General features: G+C 52.8%; 12 protein-coding genes. 5 read left to right on the top strand and 7 right to left on the bottom strand.

Going from position 1 to position 16,799, the window contains the following annotated elements; genetic code table 11:
* Nucleotides 1–70: 70 nt before the first annotated feature.
* Nucleotides 71–2,956, bottom strand: a complete 2,886-nt coding sequence (locus IPN95_01390; protein MBK9448075.1) for a gliding motility-associated C-terminal domain-containing protein — start codon at nucleotides 2,954–2,956, stop codon at nucleotides 71–73.
* Between the two features lie 189 nt (nucleotides 2,957–3,145).
* On the opposite strand from IPN95_01390, the gene purD reads away from it, so the two are divergent.
* Entirely contained in the window at nucleotides 3,146–4,411 is a 1,266-nt protein-coding gene (purD, locus tag IPN95_01385) for a phosphoribosylamine--glycine ligase (protein MBK9448074.1), read from the top strand.
* A gap of 8 nt (nucleotides 4,412–4,419) precedes the next feature.
* Here the strand turns inward: purD and IPN95_01380 are convergent, their stop codons facing one another.
* The 6 genes from IPN95_01380 to IPN95_01355 all read right to left on the bottom strand — a co-directional run bounded on the left by IPN95_01380 (nucleotide 4,420) and on the right by IPN95_01355 (nucleotide 10,714).
* The gene (locus IPN95_01380) at nucleotides 4,420–5,058 is read right to left on the bottom strand and encodes a hypothetical protein (GenBank protein MBK9448073.1); all 639 of its coding nucleotides are present in this window, start codon (nucleotides 5,056–5,058) and stop codon (nucleotides 4,420–4,422) included.
* A gap of 120 nt (nucleotides 5,059–5,178) precedes the next feature.
* Nucleotides 5,179–5,721 (bottom strand): hypothetical protein, encoded by a 543-nt coding sequence (locus IPN95_01375; GenBank protein ID MBK9448072.1) that lies wholly within the window; start codon nucleotides 5,719–5,721, stop codon nucleotides 5,179–5,181.
* 55 nt (nucleotides 5,722–5,776) lie between these two features.
* Nucleotides 5,777–7,354 (bottom strand): T9SS type A sorting domain-containing protein, encoded by a 1,578-nt coding sequence (locus IPN95_01370; GenBank protein MBK9448071.1) that lies wholly within the window; start codon nucleotides 7,352–7,354, stop codon nucleotides 5,777–5,779.
* Between the two features lie 269 nt (nucleotides 7,355–7,623).
* Nucleotides 7,624–8,367: a shikimate dehydrogenase gene (locus IPN95_01365; protein ID MBK9448070.1), complete on the bottom strand. Its 744-nt coding sequence runs from the start codon at nucleotides 8,365–8,367 to the stop codon at nucleotides 7,624–7,626.
* Nucleotides 8,357–9,904: an NAD(P)H-hydrate dehydratase gene (locus IPN95_01360; protein MBK9448069.1), complete on the bottom strand. Its 1,548-nt coding sequence runs from the start codon at nucleotides 9,902–9,904 to the stop codon at nucleotides 8,357–8,359. The genes IPN95_01365 and IPN95_01360 overlap by 11 nt, the downstream gene beginning before the upstream one ends.
* Before the next feature lie 156 nt (nucleotides 9,905–10,060).
* Complete coding sequence (locus IPN95_01355) at nucleotides 10,061–10,714, bottom strand: CoA pyrophosphatase (GenBank protein MBK9448068.1); 654 nt, start codon at nucleotides 10,712–10,714, stop codon at nucleotides 10,061–10,063.
* Between the two features lie 144 nt (nucleotides 10,715–10,858).
* Here IPN95_01355 and IPN95_01350 point away from each other — a divergent pair, with 144 nt between their 5' ends.
* From IPN95_01350 to IPN95_01335, 4 genes are all read left to right on the top strand, one after another.
* Nucleotides 10,859–12,496, top strand: a complete 1,638-nt coding sequence (locus IPN95_01350) for a S41 family peptidase (GenBank protein ID MBK9448067.1) — start codon at nucleotides 10,859–10,861, stop codon at nucleotides 12,494–12,496.
* A 5-nt stretch (nucleotides 12,497–12,501) separates the two neighbouring features.
* A complete protein-coding gene (locus IPN95_01345) occupies nucleotides 12,502–13,227 on the top strand; it encodes a ribonuclease H-like domain-containing protein (GenBank protein MBK9448066.1) in 726 nt (241 codons plus the stop codon).
* Between the two features lie 57 nt (nucleotides 13,228–13,284).
* Nucleotides 13,285–13,713 (top strand): hypothetical protein, encoded by a 429-nt coding sequence (locus tag IPN95_01340; GenBank protein MBK9448065.1) that lies wholly within the window; start codon nucleotides 13,285–13,287, stop codon nucleotides 13,711–13,713.
* A 100-nt stretch (nucleotides 13,714–13,813) separates the two neighbouring features.
* Nucleotides 13,814–16,558 carry a PKD domain-containing protein gene (locus IPN95_01335; GenBank protein MBK9448064.1) on the top strand — a complete coding sequence of 915 codons (2,745 nt, stop codon included), beginning with the start codon at nucleotides 13,814–13,816 and terminating at the stop codon, nucleotides 16,556–16,558.
* Nucleotides 16,559–16,799 lie beyond the last annotated feature (241 nt).

Raw genomic sequence — 16,799 nt, 5'->3', positions numbered from 1 at the left:
TTCAAAAGAAATTTGCCAGCATCACCTCCGAATCAGAGGGAATGCTGGCAAATTTTGATTTCGGGAAGACCTATCGCACGAGGGTCACTGACCCTGCGCGTTCCATCTTGAAGCCTTCGTTGTTAACGGCGTTGATTCGGAAGACATAGACTCCTTCGGAGGCATCTTCTTGGTCGATTTTGCCATTCCAACCCTCCGTCATATTGTCGGTATAGAACAACATCTTGCCCCAGCGATCATAAACCCACATTTCAAATTCTTTGATTTCAATTCCCCCGATGATGAATATGTCATTGAGACCGTCTCCATTGGGTGTGAAGCCTGTGGGAACCCAGAGGTATGGATCCTGCAAAATGGTGATGCATTGCGTAGAATCATCGTGGCAACCAAACTTATTGTAGGCATTCAGGGTGATGCAGAATCGGCCTGTATCTTGGTAAGTGTGGACGACTTGACCCACAAATGCGCTTGTGCTGTCTCCAAAGCTCCAATCCACCGCGCTGGTAAACCAAGAGGATGTGCTGTTAAAGGTGATCGTTGCTTCGCTCAGCAGCAGATGGTCGATCAAGGTGATGTTGGGATCAGTAACAAACGATGCAACTGGAGTTGGAATCACTTCAATCAGTAACTCTTGTGTCATTGAATTGGTACAACCATTCAAGTCGGTGATGTCCAATGAAACCGTATATGTGCCCGTCCCATACCAATGGAAAGGAGCTTCGGCAATCAGGGTGGATCCATCACCAAATTCCCAGAAGGAGGTCAATGGACCTGGACCCGAAAGGTTCGTAAACACAACCGTTCCAGAATCACAAATTTCGGTACGGTCCACTGTGAAGGCGACCGAGGGTTGTGGATTGGATTCGACATAGTAGGACGCCGTGGCTTGGCAGCCATTTTGATCCGTGATCATCAGATTGTACGTGCGATCTTCATGGACATCGTAGTAATGCAAGTTCGCAGTGGAATCATTGACCGCAGTCGGGACCGACCACCACTGATAGACATAAGGTGGGACGCCGCCGGTAACGACGGATTGAAGGTCCAAGGAATCATATTCACAATAAGCATTGTCGCCAGTGATTTGCAAGCTGATTTGCGGCGGCTCCGTCACGGTGATACTCGTGGTGGCGGTGCAGCCATTGGCATCTGTGACCGTAACATTGTGCGTTCCTGCCGACAAATTGTTCACGAAGGCGGATTGTGAACCATTGCTCCATTGGAAGGTATAAGGCGAAGTGCCACCTGCTCCAAGTGCAGTACCTGTTCCATCTGACCCACCGATACAAATGACATTGGTGGAGACCGCCGTCACGGTGACGGGCGTCGGTTCAGTGACAATGATCGACCGCGTTCCTGTACATCCGTTGGCATCAGTGGCCGTCACGGAATAGGTGCCCGCTGCCAAACCGGTTGCGGTTGCGGAGCTCTGTCCGTTGGACCAAAGAAAGGTATAACCCGGTGTGCCGCCTGCGGCCGTTCCAGTTGCTGTTCCGGTGCTGCCGCCATTACACAAAACGGGCGTCATGGTGGTGTTGGCAATCACTTGGGTGGGCTGCCCGACGGTCACGGTATCTCGAATCACGCAACCGTTGGCATCGGTGACAGAAACTATATGTTGACCGGCCGGAAGGTTGGGCGCATTGGCAGCCGTGGCGCCGCTCGGTGACCAAAAATACGTGTACCCCGGTGTACCACCGGTTGGGGCGGAAGCGGCACTTCCCGAAGAGGCGCCAAAGCAGAGCGCATCCGTTGCTGTCGCATTGGGAACGATCCTCGTAGGCTCCGAGATTGTGATGGTATCCAACAAAGTACAGCCGATGCTGTCGGTGACAATCACGGTATAGGTTCCAGCGGCCAAACCATTGACGGTTGCCGTATTTTGGCTGAGTTGCGGCCAATTGTAAGAATAAGGTGTTGCGCCACCTGAAGGATTCAAGGTGATGCTGCCCGAGCTGCCGCCGTTGCAAAGCGCATTGGAAACTGTCGGATTGGTCAAAGCATTTGGATTTGCGCCGATGACCAACACGGTGTCCCGCACGGTAACCGTGGCGCCGTTGCAGTTGGTATAGGTCGCTTCTGCCACATAACGGGTGTCGCAGCTGACCGGACATACCGTCACCGTATCTGTCGTGGCAATCACCGCTGGATTTCCCACTTGATACCAATTCATGGTCAAGTTGGACGCGCCGGCAGGTTCCCATCTCCAAGCTTCGTTGATGGAGCTCCATTGTGTCGGATAATTGTGTCCTGGAACGACAACCGCTTGCGTTCCGTTGGCATTGTGCACGCCCAAAATCGAGGCACCGCCATTCCATGTGGAACAAAGCGGCTTGTCTTGAATATAAACTTCGATGATGTTGGTTGTTTCGTAAATGGCGATTTGTTGTGTCGTGGTAATGTTGGTGCATGAAAACATGGCGTTGCTTTCCCAAGACACCACAAAAACCCGGCAAGGCGCCGTGCCATACAACTGCGCATAAACCGCCCCGCCAAACGCCGGATTGATATCATGCCATGGACCCATGATCGAATTCAAAGGATTGCTCGGGTCCGGTATCGGCGCCGAAATCGGCCAAGTACAGTAGGATCCGACAGGAAACAGGTCAAATGAAACCAAGCCATTGGAGCCGGGCTGTGCCTGCGTATAGCTGTTGCCGTAGAAACAAAAGTCAAAAGGCAGGTTGGTTATCGGACCCCAAACGTCATCTTGATTGATGATAATCGGCGCACCGACGTTAAATGGATAGGGATTGTAGGGAATGGTATTCACTGTATAAGTCGTCGGTTGGAAACCTGCGACTGGAACCGCCGTCAGAAGGACACAACCACTGACCGAATTTGCGATTGATGTATCACGACCCGCATCCACTGCGGGACAGGAAATCGTTGCTTGACCAAAACAGGTGCTAGAAATGAGCAGCAAGCAAAAAAGACCTAAAAGTGTATGTTTCATGAACGAAGTATCCTTAGTTGTAGCGCCAATTAGGATTTGAAGTTAGGGAAGTTCAAATTGAATTCCATTCGAATCAGGATTCAACGGGCGTATTTGTCGCCTGAATTGCGAAAATAAAGCCGCCCACGAAGATCTCGACCGAATTCAAGCCTCCATTTGCCTAAATTGCAGCCCAATTTGAATGAAACCATGAGAATTCTCATCATCGGTGCAGGCGGCCGCGAACATGCCATCGGTCAGTCATTGGCGGCCTCGCCACGCTGCCAAGCTTTGTTTTTCGGTCCCGGAAATGCAGGAACGGCCGCGATCGGCACGAACCTTCGGCTGAATCCCTTGGACGGCACCTCCGTGGCGCAGGCCGTGCAAGAAAACGCCATCGATTTGGTGATCATTGGCCCCGAAGGGCCGCTTGAAGCAGGCGTCGCCGACCATTTGCGGTCGCTCGGCATTCCCACAGTCGGCCCCGGACAGGCGGGCGCCACGCTCGAGGCAAGCAAGGATTGGAGCAAACGCTTCATGATGCGGCACAACATCCCGACGGCTGCTTATGCATCGTTCAATGCGGCAGGGCTTGAGCAAGCCGTCGCCTACGTGCGGGCGCATACGCTCCCGGTCGTGCTCAAAGCGAGCGGACTTGCTGCGGGCAAGGGTGTGCTCATCTGCACATCGCATGCGGAAGCCGAGGCTGGCCTCCGCGAAATGCTGGATGGCAGCGCATTTGGAGCCGCAGGCGAAACAGTGGTCATCGAAGAATTTCTCACCGGCATCGAACTCAGCGTTTTTGTCTTGACGGATGGAAAAAGCTGGAAAGTGCTGCCCGAGGCCAAAGACTACAAACGCATCGGCGAAGGCGACACCGGTCTGAACACCGGCGGCATGGGAGCGGTTTCGCCCGTGCCATTTGCAGACAAGCCTTTCATGGACAAGGTCCGCGAACGCATCATCGAACCGACCATTGCAGGGCTTGCGCTGGAAAGCATTCCTTACAATGGGTTCATTTTCTTGGGCTTGATCAAAGTCGGGGACGAGCCTTTTGTGATCGAATACAACGCCCGTATGGGCGATCCGGAGACGGAGGTTGTGTTTCCACGCATTGCAAGCGATGTCGTGGACTTGATGGAGGCGACTGCGAATGGGACCTTGGACCAAGTCGAGTTGAAGGTCAAGGAGGCGGCTGCGGCAACGGTATTTCTGGTAAGCGGCGGGTATCCCGGCGACTATGTCAAAGGCAAGGAAATCAGCGGATTGGACCAGGTCGAGGGATCGGTCGTGTTTCACGCCGGCACCAAGGCAGCAGACGGAAAGGTCTTGACCGACGGTGGACGCGTTTTGGCCGTGACATCATTTGGGGAGACGATTCAAGCGGCAGTGGCCAAGTCGTTGGAAAATGCGGATCGGATTGCGTTTGATGGCAAGTATTTCAGACGGGATATTGGTTGGGAGTTTTCCGAATAGATCTGATTTCAAGACGCAACATCATGATTCGCTTGAGAAACACGATTACTTTTTCGCTTCTGCAACCACAGAACAATTCCCACTACAATTGCGACCATTGCGTATGGCGCTAAATCACCGAAGAAGGCTCCAATCCGATAGTAAATTCCAGAATAGACGTATTGATCCTTTCTTGTGATTCCTTTGGCGACTCTGATGCTCGAGAAGAATGCATCTCTCTGTAGAATTGATTTTTTCCCAGTTTGAGCATCAATGGGAATGTAACACACAAAAAAATAACCAGCATCTGAAAGAGAAATATGCCACATTTCTTGGGTCCACCCCAAATTTTCCATTTGCAAAATCGTCTTGATTTTGAGGACGAGCAAACCCTGCATATCAACAATTTCGGAATGCTCCACTTCTACTCCAGATTTCTGCGTTCCTTCGATGATCTCACCGTAAAGGTTTCTCAAGTGATCGTCGGTCCTAACGATTGTCTTTTCTACTGTCTCAGGTGGGAATTCTAGCTTTGTTACCACCAAGGTACAGGAGTCAAGACTTATCTTTAGACTCCTAGAATATCCGGTATCAAGGACTTCATATCCCTCTGGTAGCCTGAAATCGAACTTTTCATCTAGGTGAACATCCACCCAGTCCTGACCCATGCAAGGGAGCGAAAGTAGTGACAAACAAAACAGGCAAATGAGAAAAGGAGCCCTGATCATGGTGATTGATAATTCGTTACAAAAAGAAGTTCATTTCGAAGATAACCGCCAAAATTCGATCTACCCAGAAATCACCACCAAAAACTTCATCTCCTGAGCGATTTCAAAGGCACGCATAAGGCCTTCGTAGTCATCGTCTTCGGATTCCTCGATCAGGTAGTTCGTCATGTGAATGCCGGATTCGTGGCTCGTTAGCGTCCATCCGTGGCTTGTCCCTGGAATCTCGAGCCGGTCAATATCACGCCCCGTATAGCCGGGCACAAAAATATCTGCGCCCAATGTCACCCATTCATCGTAACTGAGTCCGCCGCCTGCGCTTGTTGCCCAAGCCTTGCGGATGCGCGCCGCATCGATGTCGGCATTTTGGGGAACCCAAAATTTCCACCAAGGCACATCCTCGGCGCGCAATTGGCGCATCGCAGCATCCCGTTTGCCGCAGGTCACCTGCCAAATGGACTCGTCAGGTTCACCAAAATTGATGATTTCGAAGAAGTCGCCGCATAAGCCACTCTTTGCAACCGCCAAAATGGCCGCCTTTTTCATTTCCAAAGTGGCGTCCCATGGGAGACCACCGGTGATTCCAAATCCACAAGCTGCACTCATCTTCTGGCAAATCTGTCGATAATTCTACGGCGTTCAGCGCAGTGGTTGGGGCAAATCACTCGATGCGTAGCTTTTCTACCCATTGGCCCGTTTCGGTCGTGATGCGAAGGAAGTAAACCCCTTGCGGCAAAGTTGGCAGTTGAATCTGGTCGGCAATCATCGTTAATGTTGATTGTTTCCCATTTAAATCTATCAATTCTACTGATTTCACTGTTGCAAAATCAATTCCTTTGACTGAAACCAAACCATCCGACTTTGCTGGATTAGGAAAAAATACCGCATCCGACTCAGTTAGATTGTCAACAGAAGTGACAGTCCCAAACGTATTGTTGTATCTCGAGATCGCCATGTAAAGCGGGCCGCATGTCCCGTTGACACAAGTGCGGGTATATCCGCCCATGTAAATTTTGCCACTGGGATCTACGGCTGCTGCTTGGCCGCTGCTGTTGTTGTTTTGGTTGAAAATATTCATAAACAATCCGTCCGGGGCAAAAACATTGTCACGGGTACCGTCTGGATTCAACATCAGCAATGCAAAATGGACCGTGTCACCGGAACCCTGATTGCCGGTTTGGAGGATTCGGCCATCTGGAAGCATGGTGGCATTCAGGCAGTTTTCAGAATCTTGTCCATGAAGTAAGTCATTGATCGACCATCCATTGACACCAAAGTTGGGGTTGATGGCGCCATTGTGCAAGATACCCAGTGCACTATAATCGTAATCGGATCCCATGTAGGTGATCCCTGCAGTGACATAGTTGTTGGCGGCCGTCACCATGATGGATTTGGCTTCATCGAAATGCGTTGGATCGCTGTTGTACAATCCGATTCCGTTGGTGGCGAAGGTATTGTCGAGGGTGCCATTGGCATTCCATCGGGCTACAAATACATGCCAAAATGCAGGAATTGTGGAGCCATTGTTGGCGCGATACTTTTTACCTGTGATCAACACTTGGCCGTTTTTGTCCAATTCCATGTCGTAGAGGTCCCACCAATGGTCGCTGTTGTTGGTGGGGATGAATGCGATGCCGTCATTGCTCCAAGAAGCGTCCATTGCGCCGGTCGTCGTGATTTTCATGACATAGAGGTTGTCAAAGGATTTTAAGCCGGCGATCAAAATTTTCCCGTTGGCATCAACCAAGATGTCAGTTGCCTTGTACAAATCCGTATTCCCCGAATTGAACTTTTTCACGCCAGTAACTCCGAATGTATTGACGAAGATGCCATTCTGCGTCAGGGCGGCTGCATAAACATAGGTATTGGTGCCGCCGACATCGGTCGTTGTATTTCCAACAAGGTAAATGATGCCATTGTGGAACACCATGGCATCGATGTCGGTGCGTCGCTCGGCCACTTGGACGATGCGCAGACCACTGCTTCCAAAAGTCATGTCCACCGAACCGTCCAAATTGTACCGCTTGAGGTAGGCATAACTGTCATTGTTCGGATTGCAGGCCACGAGCAATTTCCCATCCGGCAAGACGAGCATGGCACCCGAGTAGCGACCACCATCGGCCACAAGCCGGCCGTCGGTGTCCCAAGTGGGGTCGAGGGAACACGGCGTTTGGGTGAAGACGGAGCTCCAAGTGAGAAATTGGATCAGAAAAGCCACCGAATGGAAAAAGAGTTTCATAGGGATTGGGTTAAACCGAGCTACAATTTATCGATTTCTCAAGGCTATATTTCGCATGGGTCTTGAACGGTTAGCAAGCGCGTTTCTAAAGACAAAATTGGAGCCGCAGTGGTACTGCACGACTACGGAATCGCTTTTCACTCATCTCCCAAGCTGATGCTTGCCATTTTGGTCCTTAGCTGTGTTGCTCGCATCAGCATGGTACCGTGAAGGGGAAAGCACATCAACATGGATTTTATTGAAAACCGATTCCCAAGGCTGGAAATTGGTTACCCAACCCAAATCGCCCAACTCGCATCGGCCTGCCGGATGAGCATGTCCAAGCCATTGGCGATCGGGCAGCCATGCTTTTTGGCAGCGGCAAGCAAGCGCGTCTCCGCCGGATTGTAAATCAGGTCATAGACGAGACAGCTTTTGTCGAGTGTGGCATAAGGCAGCGGAATACTTTCCTTGTCGTGGGGCGCCATGCCGACAGGCGTACAGTTCACGATCAGGCGGAATTGGCTGAGTCCTGCGATTTCCAAGGCTTCGTAGCTGATTTGTTGTTCACCCACAGGGTAACGCGAGGCATTTTGGATGTTGTCAAATTCGAAGAAATGCTGGAGAACAAACCGGACCGCCTTGGCGGAGCCTCCCGTGCCGAGGATGAGTGCTTGGCCACCGGGCGCGCCCGTGTACACAGCCGCAAGCGCATCGCGAAAGCCGATGATGTCCGTGTTGTGGCCGATTTTGCGGCCACCTTCGAAGAGAATCGTATTCACCGCCCCGACAGCGTAGGCATTTTCGCTCAATTCGTCGAGGTACGGGATCACGGCCTCCTTGTACGGAACCGTGACATTCAGCCCGCGCAAATTCGGATGGGACGCACACAATTCGGGAAATGCCGCGATGTCTGCGAGCTCGAAGTTCTCATAGATCGCATCGATCTTCCCCTCATGGAACTTGTTGGTGAAATACCCGCGGGAAAAGCTGTGGCCAAGCTTTTTACCTAGTAGTCCGAATTCATTTTTCATTGTTCACGCGCCTTTCAATGACTCCGATGGCGGCGCCGATACGTTCTGAAATCAGCGATGCCGTTACGCCCTCCTTGGAAAATGCGGCGGCAAAGTCGCCTGCGCGCCCGTGCAAGTACACGCCCATCGTGGCGGACTGCTCGGGCGTATAGCCCTGCGCGAGCAAGCCCGTGAGCATGCCCGTGAGCACATCACCGGCCCCGCCGGTCGCCATTCCCGAATTGCCGCTGCTGTTGACATAGGTTTTGCCATCGGGGAATGCCACCACGGTTCCCTTGCCTTTCAAAACCACGATGACCTGCTTTTGTTCGGCCAAAAATTCGGCGCATTCAATGCGGCGATTGTGCACGTCGCGCCCGGGCAACAGCCGCGCCATTTCGCCGGGATGCGGTGTCAGGATCGACCCTTGCGGCACGTAGCGCCAAAGTTCCGGCTCCGAGGACAAGATGTTGAGTGCGTCGGCGTCGATTACCAGCGGACGGTTCCAGGCTTGGAGCAAGCCCTGCAGGAAATTGCAGGTTTCGGGTTCGTTGCCGAGGCCGGGGCCCACGGCGAGGGATGATTTGCCTTTCAGAAATTCGGTCAAAGCCGGCAGGGCGGCAGCGGTAAGCCATTCGGTTTCGGCGGTCCCAAAGGAACGCACCATCAATTCGGGGCGGCCTTGGTAGACCGCGCAGCGGGCGCTTTCGGTGGTAAAGACGCTGCTGAGGCCCGCACCGGATTGAAGGGCAGCCATGCCGCTCAAGGCAATCGCACCGGCATAAGCTTTGCTGCCCCCGACGAGTGCAGCATGTCCAAATGTGCCCTTGTGCCCCGCTTCGGGCCGTTTTTGGTAAAACTGGCAACAAAGGGCTTCATCCAGCAAAAACCTCCGAATGCCCAGTCCAGCCATCACCTTGGGCAAGATCCCGATATCGAGCACATACACCGCCCCGCAATCATCCGCGGCAGGAGTGACATAATGACAAATCTTCGGGCATTGGAATGTGAGCGTAGCCTCGGCTTTGAGCGGCGTATTGAAACGTTCGCCAGTATCGGCGCTGAGCCCGCTCGGCAGGTCGATGGCAAAGGTATTTATCCGAAGTGGTGCGACTGCCTCGATCATCTCCGCGACCGGGCCGCGCAACTTGTCCGTGATTCCAGTTCCGAGAAGGGCATCCACCACCAGGCAACCTTCGGGCCGTTTGCGCATTTTCGCGGGCAGCGCACAAGGCCATTGATGCACAGGAATGTCCAAGCCTTGAAGGGCTTTCCAATTCGCCAAGGCATCCCCCTGATAGTTTTGCGGATCGTGGGAAAGCAGGATTTCGACTTTTCTTCCCGCCTGTTGCAGGTACCTTGCGATGACAAGGCCATCGCCACCATTGTTGCCGGGTCCAGCAAGGATGAAGATCGACTTGAGTTCAGTACAATGTGAAAGAATCCATTCGGCCGCCTTCCGACCCGCAGTTTCCATGAGCAACAAGCCGGGAAAGCCAAAGTCTTGGATCATGGCCTGATCTGCTTTTCTGATTTCGGAGCTGTTGCTGAGATACATTGGGGTTGAATTAGAAATGAGAAATTAGAAATGGAGAATGAAGCCGTGGGTTGAATTAAATGAAATGGAGAATGAAGTGTTTGGCGACAATTGGCGTTGCACACCCAATCGGGCGCAACAGCGCGGCAGGAAAACAAGAAACTTCCCCCATTCCAATTACTCATTTCTCATTTCTAATTTCTCATTCCCCAACAGCTCCACCATCTCGCTGATCATCATTGCGGTTGCGCCCCAGACGATGCGGCCATCGATTGTATAGCTTGGCACGGTCAAGTGGATGCCGCTGCTGTGATGGATTTTGCTTTCGCCGTTGAGGGTGCCGCTGAGCAGGTCGGCCAAGGGGGCCGGGAAAACAGCGGCAACTTCGTTCGGGTCGGCGATGAAGTCCGGCTTGCGGTCGACATATCCGATCACGGGTTGCACCCAGAAATTGCTGGGCGGAATGTAGAGTGACGACAGCAGTCCGATGACTTCGATTTGATGCCGGTTCACGCCGATTTCTTCCTCGGCTTCACGCAATGCGGTCGCGATGTAGTCGGGATCGCTTTCTTCCCAAGCGCCTCCGGGAAAGCTGATCTGCTTGCTGTGCACACCCGGGTACTCGGTGCGTTCGATCAGCGGGAAATGCAGTCCGTTTTCGGAGGGGTACAAGAGGATGAGGGTCGCGCTTTTTTTGGCATTGTCCGGGATGGTGATGTCCCGGTAGATGGTCTTGCGCGTCGCAGGCATCATACGTTCGTGGGCTTCCAATCCGGGAAGTTGCCCGCCGATGCGGCGTCTGAGGAGATCCAGTTGGGCCTTGGCAATCATTGTGCAGCAAATTTAGCTGAGATCGGATGTCTTTTGCAGCATTTGTCATTCCGCAGGAAATTACCCCGCAGATCGCGCAAGCGCGTTACCCAAAATCCTTTTCTTCGCTTAGTTTTGCATATTGTTTGATTGTAAGGAGAATTCATGAATCGAAACCTCAGATACGGGTTGTTTGCTGCGATTTTGGTAATGGTCGGCATGCTTGTGGGCTTCCAGCTCAAAGACGGCGAAAGCGAGCAGCGCAGGCAGGAACTCAATTCGGGTTTGCAAAAATTTCAAGAGGCGGTTTTGTTTGTCGAGCGCAACTATGTCAAGGTACCTGACACCAAGAAAATGGTCGATGATGCCATCCAGGGCATGTTGACGGGCTTGGATCCGCATTCGTTCTACATCGCATCCGAAGAAATGGAAGAGATGGAAGAGCAGATGGAAGGCAGCTTTGAAGGGGTCGGCATCGAATTCAACCTCGTCGAAGACACCATTTACATCGTGGCGGTGATCTCAGGCGGCCCCAGCGAAATTGCGGGTCTGCAGGCAGGCGACCGCATTGTCAAGATTCAGGACACGACCGTGGCCGGCGTGAGCATCGCCAACAACGATGTCATGAAAAAACTCCGCGGCAAAAAAGGTACCCACGTCAAGGTGTCGGTCAAGCGTCCCGGCATGAAGCAGTTGGTCAATGCCGACATTGTGCGCGACAAGATTCCGCTTTACAGTGTGGACTATTCCTATATGATGGACAGCAAGACGGGTTATCTGAAAATCAGCCGTTTTGCCAGCACAACGCACGACGAGTTTCGGGAGCATACCCAGAAATTGCTCGACAAGGGCATGAAAAGCATGGTTTTGGACTTGCGCGGCAACCCCGGCGGTTACATGAACATGGCCGAAAACATCGCCGACGAATTTCTGCCTGCGGGTCGCACAGTGGTGTACACCGAAGGCCGCATCGGCGAAAGCCGCACCAAATACAAAGCTTCTTCCGACTTGGAGTTGTTTGAGGAGGGCGCCTTGGTGGTTTTGCTCGACTATGGCTCCGCATCCGCCAGCGAAATTGTCGCCGGTGCGATCCAGGATTGGGACCGCGGCTTGATCGTGGGCGTGCGCTCGTTTGGCAAGGGTCTCGTGCAAACCCAAAAGGACTTCGCCGACGGTTCGGCCATGCGTTTGGTGATTTCCCAGTATTATACGCCAAGTGGTCGCTGCATTCAAAAGCCCTTCAACATGAGCGCCAAGGAATATGACATGGAGGTCGTGGAGCGCTTCGAATCCGGTGAAATCTACGATGCCAGCAAGATCGACCTGCCCGATTCGCTCAAGTTCAAAACCAATTCCGGACGTACGGTTTACGGTGGCGGGGGTATTTTGCCCGACGTCTTCGTGGCGCGTGACACCACACTCGACAGCGATTACCTCACCGAATTGATCGCACAGAACATATTCCGCCAATTTGCCTTCCACTATGGCGATATGCACACCGACATCAAAACGCGTCTCGGAAATGCGCAAGCCTTCAACCGCGATTTCCGGATTGACGAAACGATTTTGAATGAATTCACGGCATTCGCGGAAGCAAAAGGCGTGAAACTAGATCCTGCTGGATTGGCCACGTCGCGCCGCGACATTTTGATTTATGTGAAAGCTTTTATCGGGCGCCGTTTCTTTGACGACGATGCCTTTTATCCGACGTTTCATGAAAGCGACAATGTCTTGCGCCGCGCGGTCGAATTGCTGCCACAGGCGAAGGAATTGAGCAAAACCGGGAAGTTCGAACTGAAATAAACACCATGTATTCACGCGACCAACTCAAGCAAATCCTGTTTTTGGACATCGAGACCGCCTCGGTGGCGCCTGATTTCGATGCATTGCCAGCCGCGATGCAGGAACTCTGGAAACGCAAATCCGACCTGCTGCAGGCACGCGTCGATGAGGAATTGACGCCAGCGGAAATGTACCCCAAACGGGCCGCGATCTTCGCCGAATTCGGGAAGGTGGTCTGTATTTCCTGCGGTTATCTGAAGTACGAATCCGATGTGCCGCAACTCAAGCTCAAGTCCTTTTCCGGACCTGACGAAAAGCAATTGCTCACGGAATTTGCCGCGACGCTCAACCAGTTCGCCAAGGCCAATATCAATTTGCTTTGTGCACACAACGGCAAGGAATTCGATTTCCCCTACTTGGGTCGTCGCTACCTGATCAACAACCTGCCCTTGCCGGGCGTGATTGCCAAAATCCAGTCGGCAAAGCCTTGGGAAACCGGCATGATCGACACGATGCAGCTCTGGAAATTTGGCGACTACAAAAGTTACACGAGCTTGGAATTGCTCTGCGCCGTGTTGGGTGTGCCTAGCCCCAAAGACGACATCGACGGCAGCGAAGTCGGCCGTGTATTCTGGGAAGAACAGGACTATGCGCGCATCGCGCGGTACTGTGAGCAGGACGTGCGCGCGACTGCGCAGGTGCTGTTGCGCATGTGCGGGGAGGCGATGATCCCGGAAGAAGGTATTTTGTGATAGATTGCCTATTTGCTATCTTCAAGGCTGAAAATTCAGCACCCGACTGGGAACGAGATGGCAGAAAAAACAAGAGACGAAATTTTTGCGGACACCATGCGCCCGCTTTTGCGCGCAGGTGAGACGCTGCAATGTGTAGCCTACGGTGTGAAAACGCCGCCGATCCTGTTGATCATTCTCTTGATGATCATCGGCGTGATTCCCGGGGTCATTATCGGGCAAATGCTGACCAAATATTTTCTGGTTGCCTTGACCGATCAGCGGGTGATTGTGGCGCGGGCGAAAGGAATTGTACAGACCGAAGGGCATTTTGATTATCCATTGGGCAAGGTCGGCGGAAAAGTGACGCTCAAGGAAGGATGGATGTTCACGCACATCGCCATCGAGCATCCCGAATTGCCTTGGAAGGCAAAATTTCACCGTTCGGGTTCGCCCAATAACAAGGCGAGTGCCTTGGCGATTGCTGCGGCCTTGCAACAGGGCTGAGCTCAGGAATTTGAATCTCCTTCAGTTTCCTTTATGTGTTTCGCTTATTTGGCGGAAAAATTTTAACTTCATTCTCCTTATCCTAAATCAAAGACTCTCTATGAGAAAAAGACTACTACTAGGTACATTCATTTGTGGCTTGCTTTCACTTGCAGGCTTTGCGCAGAAACCCACCACGCAATGGCTCGGGCATCTTACTCCTGATTCCGAGCCCGTGATGGGTTCGGTGTTGCGGTTGGAACCCGGCCCTGTCATTCAGCCGATGCCGCTGACTGGCGGTTGCCCCAGTCACGACGTCATTGGAACCTCGAGCAACGTGTTCACCAACATCCTGACAGAGGCCAATCCGATTGCCGTGGACAACGACATCAACTCCATCTTGTTTGTGCACCGCAACAACGCCACGGCCTTTGGCGGTCATAGCGGTCAGCTACGCTATGATTTGAGCACAAATGGTGGCGCAAGTTGGACCAGCAATCTGGGAGCGTTGAATCCACTGTCGGTCAATGGCACCAATGGGGCACGCTATCCCAACGTCGCCATCTACAATCCGGCAGGAAATACAAACGCCAACAATGCCTACATGAGTTACTACGCTGCGACCGTTGCAGCTGCCTTCAACGGCACGGTCTCCGGTGTGCGGAAACTGGATGGCACGGGCAACACGGAAACCTATAATCAGCCAACTGCGGTGCAGACCTTGATTCCGCGGTCGATGGTCAAGGGTGCTCCAGGTACATTTTGGTCGATCGACAACGTTTACAACGGCACGGCTGTGACGGGTTATCGCATATTGAAAGGTGTCTGGAATGGGACAACGGATGTCGTCTGGTCGGTCAATTCGACGTTGACGCCAACGTTTAACGTTGCCTTGGATGGTGCAGTCAAGACCGCCGACTACGCAATCGCGTTTGACCCGACGGGAAACATCGGCTGGATCTGCATGCTCACGCACGTCACGCCCGGCCCAACGCCCTATGCTTATTATCCGGTCTTTTACAAGACGACCAACGGCGGCACAAGCTGGAGCGGTCCCACGACCGTGGACCTTGGCCAATATCCATGTCTTGCAGGCAATATGCAGGTCGGGAATGTTGTCTCCACTGCTTTTGACCTCGATTTGACGGTCGACGTCAATGGCAACCCGCATGCGTTGATGGCAGTCTGCAATGGAAACAATGCTTATGCCGTGTTTTTTACGCAATGGCATGCCATGGTCGATGTGACGATGAGCAATGGCGTTTGGAATCCCGTGGTGTTGCGCAATGTCTACCGTGGCCGTGGCACCTGGGGAACTGCCCCCAATACCGTCACGCAAGACATGGAGCCACAAATCGCCCGCACAGCCGATGGTACCAAAATTTTCTATAGTTGGACCGATGCCGACAGCACCATTTTGCAAGCAACAGCCGATCAATCCCCTAACCTGTATGCAAAAGCTTATGATGTCGTGAACCGTAAGTGGACCAACTCTTACAACATGACCACTTGCAATCCCACCTGGAACGGCAAGTTGTACTTCCCCAAAATGGCCGAAACGGTGTTGACGACAACAGGCACATTCAAATTGCCGATCGTATTTGCGCAAATGGGCGGTGCCAACGATCCGATCAACGTTGCCAACTTCCACTATTTGGATTCGGTTTGGTTTGCCTCTACCGACTTCATCAACAATCAGTGTCAGGCCTCTGTGAGCATCTCAACACAGGATACCATCTTCAGTTGCACGAACTTGACGCTCGATGCTGGTGCTGGCGCACAGCAATACGCTTGGAATACGGGTGCGACAACACAATCGATTACGGTATCCGCAAGTGGTACTTACGTCGTGGGTGTCTCGAACAATTGCTGCACGGGAAGCGATACCGTGGTGGTGGTGATGTTGACGGCACCCACCGCGGGTTTCAGTTCGTCCTCTGCAGGATTCACGACAACCTTCACCAACAGTTCCACAGGCCCCAACGTGACCTACAGTTGGGACTTCGGCGATGGCAACTCGAGCACACAGATGGATCCGGTCTATACCTACTCCGGTCCCGGAACCTATCAAGTTTGCTTGACGACGAACAACCTCTGCGGTTCGGATTCTATATGTCAGACCTTGGTGGTCACCTGCCCTGCAGCCAATGCGACATGGTCCTATACAAGTAGCACCGTGAATGCAAGCTTCACGGACATGACCTCTGGCAACCCGATTTCCTGGGCTTGGGATTTTGGTGACGGCGGCACAAGCAGCCTGCAAAATCCGACGCATACCTACGCGGCTGGCGGCACGTACACGGTTTGCTTGACAACGACGGATTCTTGCGGTTCTGACAGCACCTGTCAGTCGGTGACGGTTTGCGATTTGCCCGTCGCCGCATTTACCTCCACCGCGGTGCTGGGTCTGGTGGATTTCACCGATGCTAGCACTGGTGGCACAAGCTGGGCATGGACATTTGGCGATGGTGGCACAAGCACTTTGCAGAATCCATCCCATACCTATACGGCCAATGGCACTTATCTCGTTTGCTTGACCGTGACGGACAATTGTGGATCAGATACGCTCTGCGACAGCGTGTCCGTGATCGTCGTCGGCTTGACCAATTCGATGCCTGGTCAATGGTCGGTTTCGCCGGTTCCAACCCATGACTTGCTGAAAATTTCCGCCATGGATGCAGGCTCGGGCGTGTTGCACATCCGCTTGCTGAATGCGCTGGGTCAGATTTTGATGGAGCGCAAGCTGGAGCATACAGGTGGTGCCTTGCAATCCCAAATGGATGTAAGTCTACTTCCTGCAGGGGTGTACTACCTCAACGTCCGCAACGACCAAGGCAGCTTTGTTGCCAAGGTGATCAAGGACTGACCGTTTTTCGGTAATTCCACAAAAGGGGGCCTGCATTGTTGTCGGCCCCCTTTTGCGTTGGATAGCACCCTCTTGGGACAAGATCTATGGTCAGCTAAATGGGAGGACGTTATTTTCTTTGACAGGGCAGTGGATTCTGCTAATTTTGTCGTCCACCCGGATCGATTTTGGGTGTATGGTCATGGCGGTAGGTCTTTTTCAGATTGTCTCCCTTGACGACCAAACCGTGGCCGCTGCGGAT

The organism is Bacteroidota bacterium (assembly GCA_016718825.1).
GTDB lineage: Bacteria > Bacteroidota > Bacteroidia > J057 > JADKCL01 > JADKCL01.
The sequence above is the reverse complement of the archived record's forward strand: the minus strand, read 5'-3'. Positions and strand labels throughout refer to the sequence as shown.

Bases quoted from the DNA above. Each gene is read 5' to 3' on its own strand.
- IPN95_01350 (MBK9448067.1), top strand. From the start codon at position 10,859: ATGAATCGAAACCTCAGATACGGGTTGTTTGCTGCGATTTTGGTAATG.
- IPN95_01370 (MBK9448071.1), bottom strand. From the start codon at position 7,354: ATGAAACTCTTTTTCCATTCGGTGGCTTTTCTGATCCAATTTCTCACT.
- IPN95_01355 (MBK9448068.1), bottom strand. From the start codon at position 10,714: ATGATTGCCAAGGCCCAACTGGATCTCCTCAGACGCCGCATCGGCGGG.
- IPN95_01340 (MBK9448065.1), top strand. From the start codon at position 13,285: ATGGCAGAAAAAACAAGAGACGAAATTTTTGCGGACACCATGCGCCCG.
- IPN95_01365 (MBK9448070.1), bottom strand. From the start codon at position 8,367: ATGAAAAATGAATTCGGACTACTAGGTAAAAAGCTTGGCCACAGCTTT.
- IPN95_01390 (MBK9448075.1), bottom strand. From the start codon at position 2,956: ATGAAACATACACTTTTAGGTCTTTTTTGCTTGCTGCTCATTTCTAGC.
- IPN95_01375 (MBK9448072.1), bottom strand. From the start codon at position 5,721: ATGAGTGCAGCTTGTGGATTTGGAATCACCGGTGGTCTCCCATGGGAC.
- purD (MBK9448074.1), top strand. From the start codon at position 3,146: ATGAGAATTCTCATCATCGGTGCAGGCGGCCGCGAACATGCCATCGGT.
- IPN95_01360 (MBK9448069.1), bottom strand. From the start codon at position 9,904: ATGTATCTCAGCAACAGCTCCGAAATCAGAAAAGCAGATCAGGCCATG.
- IPN95_01380 (MBK9448073.1), bottom strand. From the start codon at position 5,058: ATGGGTCAGGACTGGGTGGATGTTCACCTAGATGAAAAGTTCGATTTC.
- IPN95_01345 (MBK9448066.1), top strand. From the start codon at position 12,502: ATGTATTCACGCGACCAACTCAAGCAAATCCTGTTTTTGGACATCGAG.
- IPN95_01335 (MBK9448064.1), top strand. From the start codon at position 13,814: ATGAGAAAAAGACTACTACTAGGTACATTCATTTGTGGCTTGCTTTCA.